This window comes from Pseudovibrio exalbescens, from assembly GCF_028737195.1.
GTDB classification, from domain to species: domain Bacteria; phylum Pseudomonadota; class Alphaproteobacteria; order Rhizobiales; family Stappiaceae; genus Pseudovibrio; species Pseudovibrio zosterae.
The window spans coordinates 451324-467055 of sequence record NZ_JAQZAJ010000001.1; the positions used below are offsets into that span (position 1 = coordinate 451324).

The 15732-nt window shown below is 52.3% G+C and carries 15 protein-coding genes; 7 read left to right on the plus strand and 8 right to left on the minus strand.

Annotation, left to right across the window (positions count from 1 at the left end):
• Positions 1-4: 4 nt before the first annotated feature.
• Positions 5-826, minus strand: a complete 822-nt coding sequence (mazG, locus tag PUV47_RS02235; protein ID WP_274216815.1) for a nucleoside triphosphate pyrophosphohydrolase — start codon at positions 824-826, stop codon at positions 5-7.
• A gap of 395 nt (positions 827-1221) precedes the next feature.
• Here mazG and PUV47_RS02240 point away from each other — a divergent pair, with 395 nt between their 5' ends.
• The 3 genes from PUV47_RS02240 (at position 1222) to PUV47_RS02250 (ending at position 3042) form a co-directional block, all read left to right on the plus strand.
• Positions 1222-1854 (plus strand): TetR family transcriptional regulator C-terminal domain-containing protein, encoded by a 633-nt coding sequence (locus PUV47_RS02240; protein ID WP_274216816.1) that lies wholly within the window; start codon positions 1222-1224, stop codon positions 1852-1854.
• Positions 1851-2288 (plus strand): alternative ribosome rescue aminoacyl-tRNA hydrolase ArfB, encoded by a 438-nt coding sequence (arfB, locus tag PUV47_RS02245; RefSeq protein ID WP_274216817.1) that lies wholly within the window; start codon positions 1851-1853, stop codon positions 2286-2288. Before PUV47_RS02240 ends, arfB begins: the two co-directional genes overlap by 4 nt.
• 121 nt (positions 2289-2409) lie before the next feature.
• Positions 2410-3042: a hypothetical protein gene (locus tag PUV47_RS02250; RefSeq protein WP_274216818.1), complete on the plus strand. Its 633-nt coding sequence runs from the start codon at positions 2410-2412 to the stop codon at positions 3040-3042.
• 113 nt (positions 3043-3155) lie between these two features.
• On the opposite strand, the gene aroQ is transcribed toward PUV47_RS02250, so the two are convergent.
• Both aroQ and PUV47_RS02260 read right to left on the minus strand, forming a co-directional pair.
• The gene (gene aroQ / locus PUV47_RS02255; protein ID WP_274216819.1) at positions 3156-3596 is read right to left on the minus strand and encodes a type II 3-dehydroquinate dehydratase; all 441 of its coding nucleotides are present in this window, start codon (positions 3594-3596) and stop codon (positions 3156-3158) included.
• Positions 3597-3701: 105 nt separating this feature from the next.
• Positions 3702-4295: a TetR family transcriptional regulator gene (locus tag PUV47_RS02260; RefSeq protein WP_274216820.1), complete on the minus strand. Its 594-nt coding sequence runs from the start codon at positions 4293-4295 to the stop codon at positions 3702-3704.
• Positions 4296-4444: 149 nt separating this feature from the next.
• On the opposite strand from PUV47_RS02260, the gene PUV47_RS02265 reads away from it, so the two are divergent.
• From PUV47_RS02265 to PUV47_RS02275, 3 genes are all read left to right on the plus strand, one after another.
• On the plus strand, positions 4445-5803 hold the full coding sequence (locus PUV47_RS02265) for an MATE family efflux transporter (protein WP_274216821.1): 1359 nt from the start codon (positions 4445-4447) through the stop codon (positions 5801-5803).
• Positions 5804-5971: 168 nt separating this feature from the next.
• The gene (locus tag PUV47_RS02270; protein WP_274216822.1) at positions 5972-7309 is read left to right on the plus strand and encodes an aspartate aminotransferase family protein; all 1338 of its coding nucleotides are present in this window, start codon (positions 5972-5974) and stop codon (positions 7307-7309) included.
• Positions 7306-8133 carry a 3-keto-5-aminohexanoate cleavage protein gene (locus PUV47_RS02275; protein WP_274216823.1) on the plus strand — a complete coding sequence of 276 codons (828 nt, stop codon included), beginning with the start codon at positions 7306-7308 and terminating at the stop codon, positions 8131-8133. The genes PUV47_RS02270 and PUV47_RS02275 overlap by 4 nt, the downstream gene beginning before the upstream one ends.
• A 71-nt stretch (positions 8134-8204) precedes the next feature.
• On the opposite strand, the gene pflA is transcribed toward PUV47_RS02275, so the two are convergent.
• From pflA to erpA, 5 genes are all read right to left on the minus strand, one after another.
• Entirely contained in the window at positions 8205-8939 is a 735-nt protein-coding gene (pflA, locus tag PUV47_RS02280) for a pyruvate formate-lyase-activating protein (RefSeq protein ID WP_274216824.1), read from the minus strand.
• A 98-nt stretch (positions 8940-9037) separates the two neighbouring features.
• Entirely contained in the window at positions 9038-11329 is a 2292-nt protein-coding gene (pflB, locus tag PUV47_RS02285) for a formate C-acetyltransferase (RefSeq protein ID WP_274216825.1), read from the minus strand.
• Positions 11330-11970: 641 nt separating this feature from the next.
• Positions 11971-13017 carry an L-glyceraldehyde 3-phosphate reductase gene (gene mgrA, locus PUV47_RS02290; protein ID WP_274216826.1) on the minus strand — a complete coding sequence of 349 codons (1047 nt, stop codon included), beginning with the start codon at positions 13015-13017 and terminating at the stop codon, positions 11971-11973.
• 34 nt (positions 13018-13051) lie between these two features.
• Positions 13052-13834 (minus strand): exodeoxyribonuclease III, encoded by a 783-nt coding sequence (gene xth / locus PUV47_RS02295; protein WP_274216827.1) that lies wholly within the window; start codon positions 13832-13834, stop codon positions 13052-13054.
• Positions 13835-13953: 119 nt separating this feature from the next.
• Entirely contained in the window at positions 13954-14286 is a 333-nt protein-coding gene (erpA, locus tag PUV47_RS02300; RefSeq protein WP_274216828.1) for an iron-sulfur cluster insertion protein ErpA, read from the minus strand.
• Positions 14287-14485: 199 nt separating this feature from the next.
• On the opposite strand from erpA, the gene PUV47_RS02305 reads away from it, so the two are divergent.
• Positions 14486-15703, plus strand: a complete 1218-nt coding sequence (locus tag PUV47_RS02305; protein WP_274216829.1) for a deoxyguanosinetriphosphate triphosphohydrolase — start codon at positions 14486-14488, stop codon at positions 15701-15703.
• The last annotated feature ends 29 nt before the right edge of the window (positions 15704-15732 follow it).

Sequence of the window (15732 nt, forward strand, 5' to 3'; positions counted from 1 at the left end):
GCGGCTATTTTTTCTTTGCAGCCTGCCAGTAAGCTTCCATTTCATCGAGAGAGAGGTCGGCAAGTTGCCGACCTTCTTCATTTGCTCCGCGTTCAATGTGCTCGAAACGCGCTCTGAACTTCCTGTTGGTGCGTTTAAGGGCTTCTTCGGGTGAAATGTCCAGATGTCGTGCCAAGTTTGCTACGGCGAAGAGCACATCCCCGAGTTCGTCTTCCAGTTTATCGCGATCCGGCGTATCTGCGTAAACCTCGTCAGAGAGTTCCTCGAATTCTTCTTTGATCTTCTCAAGAACCGGGCCGGCTGCTCCCCAATCGAAACCTACAGTGGACGCTTTGCGTTGCAGTTTGTCTGCTTCTGTAAGGGCGGGAAAAGCGGTGGGGACGCTGTCCAGAAAGTGTTCTTGCTTTTCTGGTAGCCCCATTGCGGCGCGGCGCCGACTTTTTTCCGCGCGTTCCTCAGCCTTGATGCGTGCCCACATGCCATTTTCCATGCCGGTCGCGCGCGCTTCCTCATCTCCGAATACATGCGGGTGTCGGCGGATCATTTTGGTGGTGACAGCCTCAACTACATCTGAGAACTCGAAACTGTTCTCTTCCTCCGCCATGCGGGAATGGTAGACGACTTGCAGAAGAAGGTCGCCAAGCTCTTCGCGCAGCTCATCCATGTCACCGTTCTGGATTGCCTCCGCCACCTCATAGGCTTCCTCAATTGTGTAGGGTGCGATGGTCTCAAAAGTCTGCTCGAGGTCCCATGGGCAGCCTGTTTCAGGAGTTCTGAGAGCGCGCATTATTTCAATGAGGCGGGAGATGTCGCGGCTTGGAGTCATGATTTGATTTAAGATCCGGGAAAATGAGTGATTTCACGGCACACTATCAGCATGAAATGGCCGAGACCAGTGTCGATTACCTAGTGGTTGACCTCTGGTGATAAAGTTCAACTTTATTACATAATTTCAAAGGGATGTATGGGTTATTTAGTGTGATACCTGCATATTCGAGTGTGGCGCTCAGAGATTGCTTTTGGATGTCGATCATGTAGCTTAAAGTTGCATATCTAACGTCGCGATTGTAGTTATATAGGCTAAGCACTTCATGTGATTTCTTGGGATTTTGGTGGGTTCGGTGGATGGCCTTGGATGGAATGCAAGAATGGCATGCTATGGTTCCTTAACTTGAGGCAGTCGATAATCCTTTCTGTGCTTCTAGTTGAGGGGACCTTGAAATGAAAAATGGTGGTTCCAACGGTGACAAAACGCGCATTCAAAAAATCAATCGTGCGCGGATCATAGAGGCGGCGCTACAAACCTTTTCCCGGTCAGGTTTTCATGGTGCTACGCTAGATGAAGTAGCGGAAGCAGCGGGCATGTCCAAGTCCAATATGCTCTACTATTACCGGTCCAAGAAGGAGCTCTATGAAGCGGTAATGGAGCATATTCTTGAAGGTTGGTTGGAGCCATTGGAGCGTCTGCACAAGGACGATGATCCAGAAGAAGCGCTTGGTAGTTACATCGAAGAAAAGCTTCAGCTGTCTATCGATCACCCGGAAGCATCACGGTTGTTTGCCAATGAGGTTCTGCAGGGTGCGGGAGTGGTTGGAGACGTTCTCAAGGGATCACTAAAGAAGCTTGTTGATGAGAAAGCTGCCGTGTTGAGGGCTTGGATGCGAGCCGGCAAGATGCGGACCCTTGATCCTTATCATGTAATCTTTATGGTGTGGGCCACAACCCAGCATTACTCGGATTTTGATGTGCAGATCAAAGCCATTACCGGTAAGGGGCTGGCAAACAACTCTTTTGCGCGGGAGGCGAAACGTACGCTCAAGACCGTGCTTTTAAATGGACTTTTAGTGCGATGACTGAACAACGCCTTCTCGACGTCGGGGACGGCTATCATATCGACAAGGACGACATTCACCTGGATTTCATTCGCGCATCAGGACCAGGCGGTCAGAACGTCAACAAGGTGTCATCGGCAGTGCAATTGCGCTTTGACCTTGCTGGCAACACAAGCTTGAAAGAAGGCCACAAGGCAAGATTGGCGCGTGCTGCGGGCAGTCGTCTCACAAATTCGGGTGAAATTGTCCTCACAGCAGATCGGTTTCGGACACAGGAGCGAAACCGTGAAGATGCTTTTGAGCGGTTGTTTGCACTCATCCGGCAGGCAGGTTACGTGCCTAAAGTACGCAAGGCAACTCGACCGACGCTTGCCTCCAAGAAGAGGCGCCTGGAAGGCAAGAAACAACGATCTTCCACGAAAAAAATGAGAAGCCGGAAAACCATTGAGTACTAGATGTAGTCAATCCTGTTCATTCTACGGCTGATGCACATTTCCCACTCCACTTAAGATGAGGCTCTAAGGGCCATAGGAGCTTTCGGCAGAAAGGCTCGGGTTAGGGGAGTGTTGCAGCCACATGCCTTTGCGCGAAGATCCATACTATGCTGCGGAGGTTCTGTATCGAAGCCGCTTTTCACTTATTTTGATCAGGCCGGCAGAAGAACATCGGCTTGGCGCTCTGTCCAGATGGCTGGGAAGACAGCCCGCATCAGCAGTGCTTTGTCAGTTTGAGGCTGTGTCGGACGAATGCCGCAAAGACTTTATACTGGGTCCGTCCGTTGCAATTGAAAGTCATGTGTTTGATGAGCGCCGAAGCCGGATTCCTATCAAGAGACTGGCCCGTCATATCAAGCGTACGGGAGCTTCTGCACTGGCCGTTCTTGTGCCGGTTTCAGAGCGGACTTTAGACCGAAGCCTTGAGCTTTACGAAGATCTCACTTCGCTTGGTATTCCCTGCTGTTTGAACCTCAGGGGTGGTTTGGCGCGAGTTGGTCAGGTGCTCAGGAGTGGTAAGGCAGGAAGATCGCTAACGTGCTTGCGCGGAGTGCCCACACCTGCATTGCTTGGCGAGATTTTGGAGGATGCTCACTGCGGAACGCTTGGCCCAATCTACCCAAGCACACTGTCGCGTTTGAATGGGAACACTTCAACGCCAAAGCAGGGCCTGCTCGCAACGGTGTGCAGCGGTCCTGAGCTCAAAGGAGTTTGAGCGTCTCGAAGCAAATCTTATTGTTTGCATCAGGCAAGCCGTCGCGGCTCCAGCTATGTGCAGAAAGAAAAGGACAGTTGCTGTCCAGTGTCTCTTCATTGGCAGGCAGGGGATCAATCAGCCAATAAGGGCGCTACTGCATCGATTGCGAGTATGTAACCGTGCGGGCCCAAGCCGCAGATCATGCCTACAGCCTGTTTCGAAACGTAGGATGTGTGCCGAAACTCTTCACGCTGGTGAATGTTTGAGAGATGCACCTCAATGACAGGGCGTTCAACGCTGGCAATTGCGTCCATTATTGCAATCGAAGTATGCGTATAGGCACCCGCATTCAGCACAATACCTGTGTTTGTTGCACGGGTCTCGTGAATCCAGTCGATGAGCTGACCTTCGTGATTTGATTGCTTACACTCTACGTCGAGGCCCAAAGAGGCCCCGTGCTTGTGGCAGGCCTGTTCCAGTTCCGGCAGCGTGGTCTTGCCATACACTTCAGGTTGGCGCAGGCCGAGCAGGTTCAGATTTGGGCCGTTCAGGACCAGCACTTTCTTCGACATTTTCGATGGACCGCTTGCGTTTTAAGATGTTTTGACAGAACAGCATTTGCTCCTAAGAGTTCTACACTGCCGACCATCTGGTTAAAAGAGTGTTTTGCAGCTGGTTTATGCCAACTTTGCACCAAGTGTTGTTGTAATTTCATCCTCCACGATTTCAAGAGCGGTCTCTCGCGTGAGGTTTGTCTGGGGCATTGAGGAGACGTCCATGATGGTGAAGCACGCACTGATGAGCTTCCATGCCGCTTTATCCGGTTCCATCCGTCGTTCGAACTCTCCAGTCTCGATGCCCCGACGTATGACTGAGGCAACAGCTTTCTGCGTGTCGTTGTTCACCTGCGCAAAGACCTCTGCCATCTCCGGTGAGCGCTGTGCCTCATCTGCGGCGGACATCCAGATGCGTATCTCAAGTTCTTCACCGTGCTCCGGATAGCTGGCCAACAGCTTTCTGATGGCAGCCTTTGGTGTCAATTCCTCTGCCTCTGCCACCAGCTTATTGAAGCCTTTTTCGTTGGAGTATTGAAAGGCGGCGCATTTTAGTTCAGTGAGTGATGAGAAGTGGTGGTGCAGGAGACCGGTCGCCGCACCTAATTCCTTGGCTATGGCCCTAGCTGTAAGGCCAGCAAAGCCGTTTTCTCCCGCCAGTTTTATCGTCGCTTCAAGGATTGCGCGGCGGCGTTCCTCTTTCGGCATGTAGGACATTTTATTTCCTGAACACTTGACCAATTTCAAATTTGAGCATATGTCCAAGTTGTCTTGAACATCTGTTCAAAACACTAGGTCATAGAACCAAGTCAGGTCAATTCTTAAGAGCCGAGTGACCCAGTTCCGCACAGCTGGAGAGCGAAAACATGTCGAATAATGCAAAAATAACAACCGCCGAACCGTTTGGCTTGTTCGCGCGATTTGCCGTTCCAGCCATCCTGGGCCTGATCGCTGTCCAATCTGCCTTCATGGTTGATGGCATTTTTGTCGGGAACTATGTTGGGCCAATCGCACTGGCTGCCATCAATCTCATGTTGCCTTTTTTCGCGTTGTTCATGGGCGTGACCATCATGCTCGTGGTAGGGGCAGCTGTTATCTGTGGCAAGTTCTTAGGGGAACGGAAGACAGGGGATGCGGCTCAGGTTTTTACAAAAGCGTTTATCTCTGTTCAGGCATTCGCGTTTCTGTTTATGGTGCTGTGCTTTTTTGGCGCGAACACGTTAGCAGGGCTGCTGGGTGCCGATGGAGACGTTTCCAGCCTTGTGGTTTCCTATATCCGGGTTGTCGCGCTGTTCCTGCCGTTGTTTGCGGCCTCCATGGCTCTTTGCATCTTTGTTCGGGTTGACGGCCGTCCCGGGTTTGCACTCGGGGCTATGTTGAGCGGCGCTGCGCTCAACGTTGTTCTTGATGCTCTTCTGATTGCCTGGCTTGATATGGGAATAGTTGGGGCGGCTTTGGCAACCGGTATCGCGCAGGTTTTGGCTACCGCGATCTTGGCAACGCATTTGCTGCGCAAACAGTCCCTGCTCAGATTTGTTAAACCGAAGGGGTCTTGGCGCGTTATCGGGCGGGCTGCGTTCAACGGACTGTCCGAGTTTGTTAACGAGAGTTCTGCTGGCGTCGTAGCCTTTGTGTTCAACTGGATCTTGATGCTGGAGTATGGTGCAGAGGGCGTCGCAGCCTTTACAATTGTAAACTACATCCTGTTTCTAGGGATCATGGTGTTCTACGGGGTCAGTGAAGCGCTGGGTCCCTTGGTGAGCATCAATTATGGAGCACGGTTGCCCGAACGCATTCTGACATTCCTTGGCTTTGGTGTTGCCACCAATGTCTTGGCGGGTCTTTGCATTATTGTGCTTCTTCTGAGTGTTCCTGAGGTCCTGGTTGGCGTTTTCTTGAGGGATGGCAGCACGCAGACACTTGACCTGACGCTCGGCTTCATTGCCGTAGTCTGGCCGGTTTTTTTGTTCAACGGCATAAACATCGCGCTTTCTGGTTACTTCACCGGTATGCAGTGCGCGGGCCAATCTGCTGTGGTTGCTGCGCTCAGGGCGCTGGTGCTACCCGTGCCGCTGATCTTCATTGCAGCGTACTATTGGGGCCCCACAGGTGCGTTTGTTGCGCTACCTCTGGCTGAGGCCATGACCTTGGGAATTGCTTTGTTGATGCTTTGGTCCAAGTTGCCCAAGCGGCTTGTCGGCTCTGTTGCCCCAGCGGCTGCCTAGTGAATAGAAGAGGTAGTGGCTTACCGTTGAGCTTAACGCCGAAGCACTTGATGATTTCTCTGGCGGCAAAATTGCCGAAAAGAATAATTGCCTTGTTGTCTAAGTGAAAATGCGGCCTTATCTGCTGTGAAATATTATCACAAGTTGAAGTCGTGGAACCACCGACAAATGAGCCACATTTTCCCTCGACATACCGCCATGCAACTGCCACGTGCCGTGAAGGGTGACGGGTGTTACATCATCGACCAGAACGGCAAACGTTATCTGGATGCATCGGGTGGAGCTGCCGTCTCCTGCCTTGGTCACTCCAACGAAGCGGTTCGCGACGCCATAAAAGCACAGGTAGACCGGATCGCCTTTGCTCATACAGGTTTCTTTACCAGTGAGCCTGCAGAAGAACTGGCAGATCTGCTTGCTTCCAAAGCACCAGAAAACCTTGATAGGGTATACTTGGTTTCTGGTGGGTCAGAGGCTACGGAGGCCGCGATCAAGCTGGCGCGCCAGTATCATGTTGAAAAGGGTGATGTGAGGCGTAGCCGGATTATTGCTCGTCTTCAAAGCTATCACGGCAATACTCTCGGCTCGTTGGCAGCAGGGGGCAACATGTGGCGGCGTGAGCCGTTTGAGCCGCTGCTGGTCGACATGTCCCATATCGATCCTTGCTACGCGTATCGTCACAAGCGCGACGACGAATCCATTGAAGACTACGGCATGCGTGCTGCCAATGCGCTTGAAGAGGAGATTTTGCGGGTAGGACCGGAAACGGTAGCCGCATTTATTGCAGAGCCTGTTGTTGGCGCAACCATGGGCGCTGTTCCGCCCGTGCCGGGATATCTTCGCCGCATCCGCGAAATCTGTGACACCTATGGTGTCCTGCTGATCCTCGATGAGGTTATGTGTGGCATGGGCCGAACGGGTTATCTTTTTGCCTGTGAGGCGGATAAGGTTACGCCAGACATCCTGTGCATGGCCAAGGGGCTGGGGGCTGGGTATCAGCCGATCGGCGCGATGATGTGCTCATCTGAGATCTATAGTGCCATTGAAAATGGTTCAGGGTTCTTCCAACATGGCCATACCTATGTTGGCCACCCGACGGCCGCAGCTGCCGCGTTGGCAGTCTTCAAGCAGTTGAGTGCGGCCGAAACCATGCCTGCGGTAAACATAGCCAGTCAGAAGCTGTTTGCTGCTTTGCGCGCGCGCTTTGGTGACCACCCACATATTGGCGATATTCGGGGGCGGGGCTTGTTCATTGGTCTGGAGCTGGTATGGAACCGGGAAACCAAAGAACCGTTCGTACCTGCCTTGAAGCTCAATGCGCGGGTTAAGAAACATGCCTTTGCCAATGGTCTTGTTTGCTATCCCATGGGAGGGACCATCGATGGCAAGCACGGTGACCACATTCTGTTGGCGCCTCCGTTCATCATTGAAGATCAGCAGATTGAAGAGATCATGGACCGGCTTGATGTTGCTTTGAAGGTCAGTCTTGAAGAAGCAGGCATGCCATGAGCAATGTTCGGCTGATCATGTGTGCGCCGAACGGAGCTCGGCGAACCAAAGAGGACCATCCTGCAATCCCGATTGATATTGCCGAGAGTATTGCTGCTTCTCAAGAAGCCGTAGCAGCCGGGGCGCAGGCAATTCATCTGCACGTGCGTGATGAGGAAGGGCGGCACACCCTTGATGGCGCGCGCTATGCAGAGCTGCTTCAGGAGTTCAAGCTTCAACTGCCAGACGCCGTCTGTCAGATCACAACGGAAGCGGCTGGCGTGTTTTCGCCGCAGCAACAGGCTGCGGCAGTAGAACAGGCGATGCCGGAAGCTGTTTCGGTGGCCCTATCGGAAATGGCCAGTGACCCTGCAGTTGCTGCGAGGTTTTACGGCTTCGCACGAGAGGCCGGTATCGCGCTTCAACACATCCTTTATAGCCCGGCGGATCTTCAGTCCTTGTTGCGGCTTCAACAAGAAAACATCGTTCCAAGTGGCTTTGGAACCTGCCTATTCGTGTTGGGACGCTATTCAACCGGGCAGCAAAGCAGGCCTCCAGACTTGCTTTCTTTCTTTCATGCGAAAAAAGAGGGTGGCCAGACTGAGTGGTCAAAACCTTTTATGCTCTGTGCCTTTGGTCAAGCAGAAACAGCTTGTTTAGCGGCGTCTTTCACTATGGGCGGAAATGCTCGTGTGGGGTTTGAAAACAGCTTGTGGCATGCGGATGGGCGCATTGCCAAGAACAATGCGGAGCGCGTTGCCGCTGTTGCCGACATTCGTCAAAAGCTGGGGTTTTCGGCCCCCAAAGACAGAGAGCAAGTGCTGTCCATGCTGGGCAAGGACTAGTGACCTAAAATTAAAAAAAAGGCCGGTCTATCTTGGGTCCGGCCTTCTTGAAACTCTATGTGGGAGCGTTCTTAGTGAACGTTCAAACCATATTTGCGGAAGGTGTCGCGGGCAGCTTCAGTTTGCTCATGGGAGGGTGCTTCCGTATCATTGAGTTGGTACTTCATGCCGAGTTCATCCCACTTGTTTTCACCCATCTTGTGGAATGGCAGTACGTCCACGCGGGTGACGTTACCAAGTTCTGAGACGAATTTCGCGATGCCCTCAATGTTCTCTTGGGCGTCCGTAAGACCTGGAACCAGAACAAAGCGGACCCAAACCTCTTTTTTCTCAGCAGCAAGGCGCTTTGCGAATTCAAGCGTCGGCTCGACCTCGACACCTGTTACGTGTTTATAGGTCGCAGGTACCCATGACTTGATGTCCAGAAGGAACAGATCGATCAGATCCATCAGCTCCTCGTCCACCTTCTTGCCAAGATAGCCAGAGGTGTCGACCGCAGTGTGCACGCCCATTTGCTTGGCGCCCCACAACAAGGTCTTCAAGAACTGAGGTTGGGCGAGGGGCTCTCCACCACTCACTGTCAATCCGCCGCCGCCGGTTTGGAAGTAGGTGCGATAGCTGGCTACATCCTTCAGAAGCTTATAGGCAGAGGTCTTTTCGCCCCGTTTCATTTTCATGGTGTCGGGGTTGTGACAGTACAGGCAGCGAAGTGGGCAGCCAGAGACGAACACGATGTACCGGAGACCCGGTCCATCGACGCTACCGCCAGTTTCTACTGAGTGTACATAGCCTTCGATGTCTTCCATGGGGATGCACCTTAGAACAAATGGGGCCGAATAAGAACGGGGAGCGCGATGAAATTCACCGCGCTCCCCGCTTTAGAGCACTTGGTGCTTTATTTTGATTAACGCTGACCGTGGAAAGTACGGTTGATCACGTCAAGCTGTTGTTCACGGGTCAGCTTGATGAAGTTCACAGCGTAACCGGATACACGAACCGTCAGCTGTGGGTACAGCTCTGGGTGTTCCATTGCGTCTTCAAGAGTTTCACGGTTGAAGACGTTTACGTTGATGTGGTGACCCATGTCGTGCATGTAGCCGTCCAGCAGGTTGGACATGTTCTCAATGCGCTCTGCTTCATCGTTTCCGAGTGCGTTCGGTACGATGGAGAAGGTGTAAGAGATACCGTCCTGGCTGTCTTCGTAAGGAAGCTTGCAGAGAGACTTCATGGAAGCCACTGCGCCCTTCTTGTCGCGGCCATGCATTGGGTTTGCGCCCGGTGCAAATGGCTCGCCAGCCTTACGACCGTCTGGAGTAGAGCCAGTCTTCTTGCCGTACACCACGTTAGAGGTGATGGTCAGGATAGACTGAGTTGGCATTGCATCGCGATAGAAGGTCTGGTTGCGGATCTTGCCCATGAACTTCTTCACGAGGTTTTCTGCAATGCTGTCTACGCTGTCGTCGTTGTTACCAAAGGTTGGGAAATCACCTTCGATTTCGTAGTCGACTGCCAGACCAGCTTCGTTGCGGATCACCTTGACCTTTGCGTTCTTGATCGCAGAGATACTGTCAGCAACAACAGACAGACCAGCAATACCGCACGCCATTGTGCGCAGGATGTCGCGGTCATGAAGCGCCATTTCGATGCGCTCATAGTTGTACTTGTCGTGGCTGTAGTGGATGCAGTTCAGCGCGTCCACGTATACCTTGGCGATCCAGTCCATCATCTGGTCGTAAAGTGGTTCCAGCTCGTCCCATACGAGAACGTCACCGGTGTAGGCTCTCAGGCGAGGACCGATCTGCTTGCCGGTCTTTTCGTCAACACCACCGTTGATGGCATAGAGAAGAGCCTTTGCAAGGTTAGCGCGCGCACCGAAGAACTGCATCTGCTTGCCGATGGCCATAGCGGATACACAACATGCGATGCCGTAGTCGTCACCCCAGTAGCGACGCATCAGATCGTCGTTTTCGTACTGGACAGAAGAAGTTTCAATGGAGATCTCGGAACAGAAATCCTTGAAGCCCTTCGGCATGAACTCAGACCACAGAACAGTCAGGTTTGGCTCTGGTGCAGGGCCGAGGTTAACCAGGGTCTGCAGAACGCGGAAGGAGCTCTTGGTTACAAGAGTACGACCGTCGATGCCCATACCGCCGATTGCTTCGGTTACCCAAACAGGGTCGCCAGAGAACAGTTCGTTGTACTCTGGTGTACGCATGAAGCGAACCATACGGAGCTTCATGACGAAGTGGTCCATCAGCTCCTGTGCCTGTTCTTCGTTGATCAGGCCTGCGTCCAGGTCGCGCTGGATGTAGATGTCAAGGAAGGTAGAGGTGCGGCCGAGAGACATGGCTGCGCCGTTCTGTTCCTTGATTGCTGCCAGATAGCCAAGATACAGCCACTGGAAAGCTTCCTGTGCGTTTTCAGCAGGGCGAGAAATGTCAAAGCCGTATGCCTTGCCCATTTCCAGGAGTTCTTGAAGAGCACGGGTCTGTTCAGACAGCTCTTCACGCAGACGCATGACGTCTTCGGTCAGAACGTTGCCATCCAGAGAAGCCTTCTGTGCTTTCTTGTCTTCGAGCAGACGTGTAATGCCGTAAAGCGCAACGCGGCGGTAGTCACCGATGATACGGCCACGGCCATATGCATCAGGAAGACCTGTTACGATACCTGCAGAGCGAGCTGCGCGGATCTCTGGGGTGTAAACGTCGAATACGCCGTCGTTATGTGTCTTGCGGTGCTTCTTGAAGATCTCCGCGGTTTCCTTGGAGATTTCGTAGCCGTTGCTTTCCAGCGCAGCTATCGCCATCTTCAAGCCGCCGTATGGCTGCAGAGAGCGCTTCAGAGGCGCGTCGGTCTGGAAGCCAACTACCTTTTCAAGGTCTTTGTTCAGGTAGCCAGGGCCGTGAGAAGTGATCGAGGACACTACTTCGGTGTCTGCGTCGAGAACGCCCTTTTTGTTCTCTTCCTTCATCAGTTCGAGAACCTGGTCCCAAAGCTTTGTTGTTGCCTTGGTTGGACCAGCAAGGAAGTCCTTGCCGCCTTCGTAAGGGGTGTAGTTCAACTGGATGAAGTTACGAACATCAACTTCCTTGTTCCAATCGCCTTTTACGAAACCCTTGTATGCTGCAGGGGTGTCGTCGTCGAGGAATGGAAGGCTGCTGTCTGTAACCTTGTTGATGTCTTGATGGACGCCCATCTTATTTTCCCTCATTCTTGCAGTTCGGCGCGATCGACCACAAAACACCCATCCTCGGATCTGTAGTGCAACGCCTTAGCTGCGTTCCAATGCTTGGTGACCCCAATTTACGCTTCTGCGGGGGCTGTAACTTGATCTAGGTCAACAGTAAGCCGGGTAGCAGGGATGCGCGAAATGCAGACCATGTTCATGCAAAAGTATACCAACGCTGTGCTGTTTAATCTTATTCTAAAGTATGTAATCAATAAAAATGGCAGAATTCAGCCGAATTTATTTTTGTTGTTTGGATTTTTCTAAGTGTAATTACTGGAGTTAGAATGATTTGAAACTGTCATATATTAAAATTTGGCCAATTCTAATGTATACGATGCCACATTTAAACGGTTTTAGCTTAGGGGAATATGCGTAAATGGAAGATATGCAAATGAGTCGTATCTGCCATGCAAAAACTGAAATATCTTGAATCGGGCCGTAAATGGACGCCAGGGGTGGAAAATAAGAGGTATGACTACGTAGGATTTGCCTAAACAGCGCGATTCAGATGCCTTATCTCTAAGCCTTTCAGAGACCCAAAAAAAAGCCAGCCCGCGTTCGGGCCAGCTTTAAAGAAGGCTTGTTCGTAAAGGCGATCAGACTAGAACCTACTTCCTTGATGGTCCTTCACGCTCTGCAGATTGGGCCCAGATGTTTATGTCCGCATCTTTTGCATACTTATCAATCAGGGTTAGCTCCTCTTCAGAGAACTCAAGCTTCTGGATTGCACCGACGCAATCGGATACCTGCTCTGGTCGACTGGCACCAATGAGGGCTGATGTGACACGGCCACCGCGAAGAACCCATGCCAGTGCCATCTGAGCCAATGTCTGGCCACGGCTTGCGGCAATGTCATTAAGTGCCCGAATGCTCGCCAGAGTTTCTTCTTTCAAGAAACCTTGAGGCAGGGACTTGCCTTGAGCGACGCGACTTTCTTCCGGAATACCGCCAAGGTATTTGGTGGTCAGCATACCCTGCGCCAGCGGCGAGAACACAATGCTGCCGACACCTTCCTCATCAAGCGTGTCGAGCAGCCCATCTTCCTCAACCCAGCGGTTCAACATGGAATAGCTTGGCTGATGAATAAGAAGCGGGGTGCCAAGCTGCTTCAATATGGCAATTGCCTCTTTTGTTCGCTGGGCGTTGTAGGAGGAGATACCAATATAGAGGGCCTTGCCCTGGCGCACGATCTGGTCCAGTGCGCCCATTGTTTCTTCAAGTGGAGTTTCAGGATCAAAGCGGTGGGAGTAGAAAATGTCGACGTAGTCCAGCCCCATGCGTTTTAATGATTGGTCCAGACTGGAGACAAGATACTTGCGGCTGCCCCACTCACCATATGGGCCGGGCCACATGTCATATCCGGCCTTTGAGGAAATGATCATCTCATCTCGGTAGCCACGGAAGTCCTCGCGCAGGATCTGCCCGAATGCTTCTTCAGCTGATCCTTTCGGTGGGCCGTAGTTATTTGCAAGATCAAAATGAGTGATGCCGGCGTCAAATGCGGTTTGGCAGATCGCGCGCTTGTTTGCATGTGGGAAGTCTTCCCCAAAGTTGTGCCAGAAACCAAGCGAGATCGCCGGGAGCTTTAAGCCGCTTTTCCCGCATCGGTTGTATTTCATGGTGTCGTAGCGCTGGTCAGATGGGATATACCCCATGGCAGTTGCTCCCTGAATGCTTGCTAGAAAATGATTACGCGGCGAGGTTCACCCAGACCGGTACGTGGTCGGATGGCTTTTCCCAGTCTCGAACATGTTTGTCGATGCCGGTACCCGTCATAATACTTGCGGCCTCGGGCGACAGAAGGAGATGATCAATTCGGATGCCGTTATTTTTTTGCCAAGCACCAGCCTGGTAGTCCCAGAAGGTGTAGACACCTGCATCCTTGTTGGTTGCGCGGATTGCCTCGGTGAAGCCCAAATTTAGGAGCGCGCGGAACTTGGCGCGGCTTTCCGGTTGGAAGAGGGCGTCGCCGACCCAAGCTTCCGGTTTGGCGGCGTCTTCAGGCTGAGGGATCACATTGTAGTCACCCAGCAATATGAATGCCTCTTCCTTCTTCAGTGTCTCCATGGCATGGGCGTGAAGGCGATCCATCCAGCTCAATTTGTATGGGAACTTTTCGGTCTCAATCGGATTGCCGTTTGGCAGGTAAAGGCAACCAAAACGGACCGGCTGCGTGTCGCCAGCGACCACACCTTCGATGTACCGGGCTTGCTCGTCGCTGTCGTCACCCGGCAAGCGTCGATTGACTTCCTCAAACGGGCGTTTGGAGAGCAGGGCTACGCCATTGAAGCCTTTCTGGCCATGGGTCTCAAGATTATAGCCAAGCTCTTCAAAGGGCTGTCGTGGAAAGTTCTCGTCCACTGATTTGATTTCCTGAAAACATGCAATGTCCGGGCTTTCTTCTTTTAGCCACGTCAGAACAGTCTCAAGGCGCGCTTTGACGCCGTTGATGTTCCAGCTTGCAATTTTCATGGGAGCCCTCATCGTTTTCGAACCTGTGATTTGTACAGGGTTTCTACCACGTAAACGAAAGAGGGTGGAAGTGGAGTGAGAGGGCACTGCCCAACCAATTTGGTCGGGCAGCCGAATTGTCAGATGGAAAAGCTTGTTCCGCAGCCACAGCCCGCAGTTGCCTGAGGGTTTTTGATCTGGAAAGACTGTCCCATGATGTCATTGACGAAGTCGATGGTGGAGCCGTCCATGTACTGCACGGAGATCGGGTCGATCAATACCGTTGCGCCGTCTTGCTGCAAGATAAGGTCATCCTCCTCGCGAGAAGTCACGAGGTCGTATTTGTATTGGAAGCCGGAGCATCCGCCACCTTCAACGCTTACACGCAGGACGGTGCCATCCGGCTCATTAGAGAGAATCTTGGCTACGCGTTTGATCGCTGCATCTGTGATAGCCACTGGTGTTTCGCTCATTCTCTTAGTTCCCGTCGAGGCTATAGTGCCCAATCTCTTGTAGTTTCAGCCTGTATCTGTTTTACCTGAGGCAAATCACCTCAGGATTCTGGGGAGGCTGTCACCTATCGGTTTCATTGATGAACTACCTCAATAGGTATGTGTCTCAGAGCAAAGCGTCAATGCCCTTAAAAGGTGTTGCATTGGGGGAAATGAACAAATGACCGTTACACTTGGATATGGCGCGCAGCCCCGTGCTGCCTATGCTGTTGACCCCAACCTCACACGCGATCGGCTTTTTCCCGAGGCTTCAAGCCCGACGCGTACTCCGTTCCAGCGCGATCGTGATCGGATCATCCATTCCACCGCATTCCGCCGGCTCAAGCACAAGACCCAGGTCTTTGTTTATCATGAGGGGGATCACTTCCGTACGAGGCTTACGCATACTATTGAGGTTTCGCAGATCGCTCGTTCGCTCGCAAGAGCGTTGCGTCTTGATGAGGACTTGGCAGAATGCCTGGCGCTTGCCCACGACCTCGGCCATACGCCGTTTGGTCATGAGGGGGAGGATGTGATGCACGAGTGCATGCAAGGCCATGGTGGATTTGATCACAATGCTCAGTCATTGCGGATTGTGACGGATCTTGAGCGTCGCTATGCGCAGTTTGATGGCCTGAACCTCTCGTGGGAGACGTTAGAGGGTCTTGTGAAGCACAATGGGCCTATTACGGACAGGGCAGGGAATGCTGTTGGCAAGCTGGCAAAAAACGGAATTCCATTCGCGATTCAAGAATATGCGAAGCGTCAGGATTTGATGTTGTGGTCCTGGCCGAGTGCGGAAGCACAGGTGGCGGCAATTGCCGATGACATTGCCTATGATGCGCATGATCTTGACGATGGTCTGCGCGCGGGTCTTTTGAGCTTTGATGCGATGCATGAGGTTCCATTGCTCGATGAAATCCTGACGGAAGTAGATACGCTTCATCCAGGGCTTGAGGATGGACGCCGGATCCATGAGATGGTGCGCCGTTGCATTACACGTATGGTCGAAGATGTCATCTCTGAGAGCATCCGCCGATTGGAGCTACTTGCGCCAAGTCGCGTTGATGAAATTCGCTTTGCAGATCATGCGGTGGTCTCGTTTTCAAGCGATATGGCCAAGAAGGAAAAGGCTTTAAAGGCTTTTCTTTTCCAGAATTTGTATCGTCATCCAGATGTTCTTGAGGTGCGAAAGAAAGTTGCGCAGGTAACGCGTGATCTTTTTGATCTCTACATGAAAAAGCCGATAAAAATGCCAGAGCCGTGGTCTGAAGGGTTGGCTGGCATGGATTCCACCTACATTGCGCGACGCGTTTGCGATTTTATTGCTGGAATGACAGACCGTTACGCAATCGACGAGCACCGCAGATTATTTGACGATACGCCAGATTTGCGCTAGTGCCGCCAAGCAAACAAAAAATCTATCCT

Excerpts from the sequence above, each read along its gene's own strand:
- aroQ (WP_274216819.1), bottom strand. The coding sequence starts at position 3,596 with ATGTCGAAGAAAGTGCTGGTCCTGAACGGCCCAAATCTGAACCTGCTC.
- PUV47_RS02260 (WP_274216820.1), bottom strand. The coding sequence starts at position 4,295 with ATGTCCTACATGCCGAAAGAGGAACGCCGCCGCGCAATCCTTGAAGCG.
- arfB (WP_274216817.1), top strand. The coding sequence starts at position 1,851 with ATGACTGAACAACGCCTTCTCGACGTCGGGGACGGCTATCATATCGAC.
- mazG (WP_274216815.1), bottom strand. The coding sequence starts at position 826 with ATGACTCCAAGCCGCGACATCTCCCGCCTCATTGAAATAATGCGCGCT.
- pflA (WP_274216824.1), bottom strand. The coding sequence starts at position 8,939 with ATGGAAGACATCGAAGGCTATGTACACTCAGTAGAAACTGGCGGTAGC.
- PUV47_RS02240 (WP_274216816.1), top strand. The coding sequence starts at position 1,222 with ATGAAAAATGGTGGTTCCAACGGTGACAAAACGCGCATTCAAAAAATC.
- PUV47_RS02250 (WP_274216818.1), top strand. The coding sequence starts at position 2,410 with ATGCCTTTGCGCGAAGATCCATACTATGCTGCGGAGGTTCTGTATCGA.
- PUV47_RS02265 (WP_274216821.1), top strand. The coding sequence starts at position 4,445 with ATGTCGAATAATGCAAAAATAACAACCGCCGAACCGTTTGGCTTGTTC.
- PUV47_RS02270 (WP_274216822.1), top strand. The coding sequence starts at position 5,972 with ATGAGCCACATTTTCCCTCGACATACCGCCATGCAACTGCCACGTGCC.
- pflB (WP_274216825.1), bottom strand. The coding sequence starts at position 11,329 with ATGGGCGTCCATCAAGACATCAACAAGGTTACAGACAGCAGCCTTCCA.
- xth (WP_274216827.1), bottom strand. The coding sequence starts at position 13,834 with ATGAAAATTGCAAGCTGGAACATCAACGGCGTCAAAGCGCGCCTTGAG.
- mgrA (WP_274216826.1), bottom strand. The coding sequence starts at position 13,017 with ATGGGGTATATCCCATCTGACCAGCGCTACGACACCATGAAATACAAC.
- PUV47_RS02275 (WP_274216823.1), top strand. The coding sequence starts at position 7,306 with ATGAGCAATGTTCGGCTGATCATGTGTGCGCCGAACGGAGCTCGGCGA.
- PUV47_RS02305 (WP_274216829.1), top strand. The coding sequence starts at position 14,486 with ATGACCGTTACACTTGGATATGGCGCGCAGCCCCGTGCTGCCTATGCT.
- erpA (WP_274216828.1), bottom strand. The coding sequence starts at position 14,286 with ATGAGCGAAACACCAGTGGCTATCACAGATGCAGCGATCAAACGCGTA.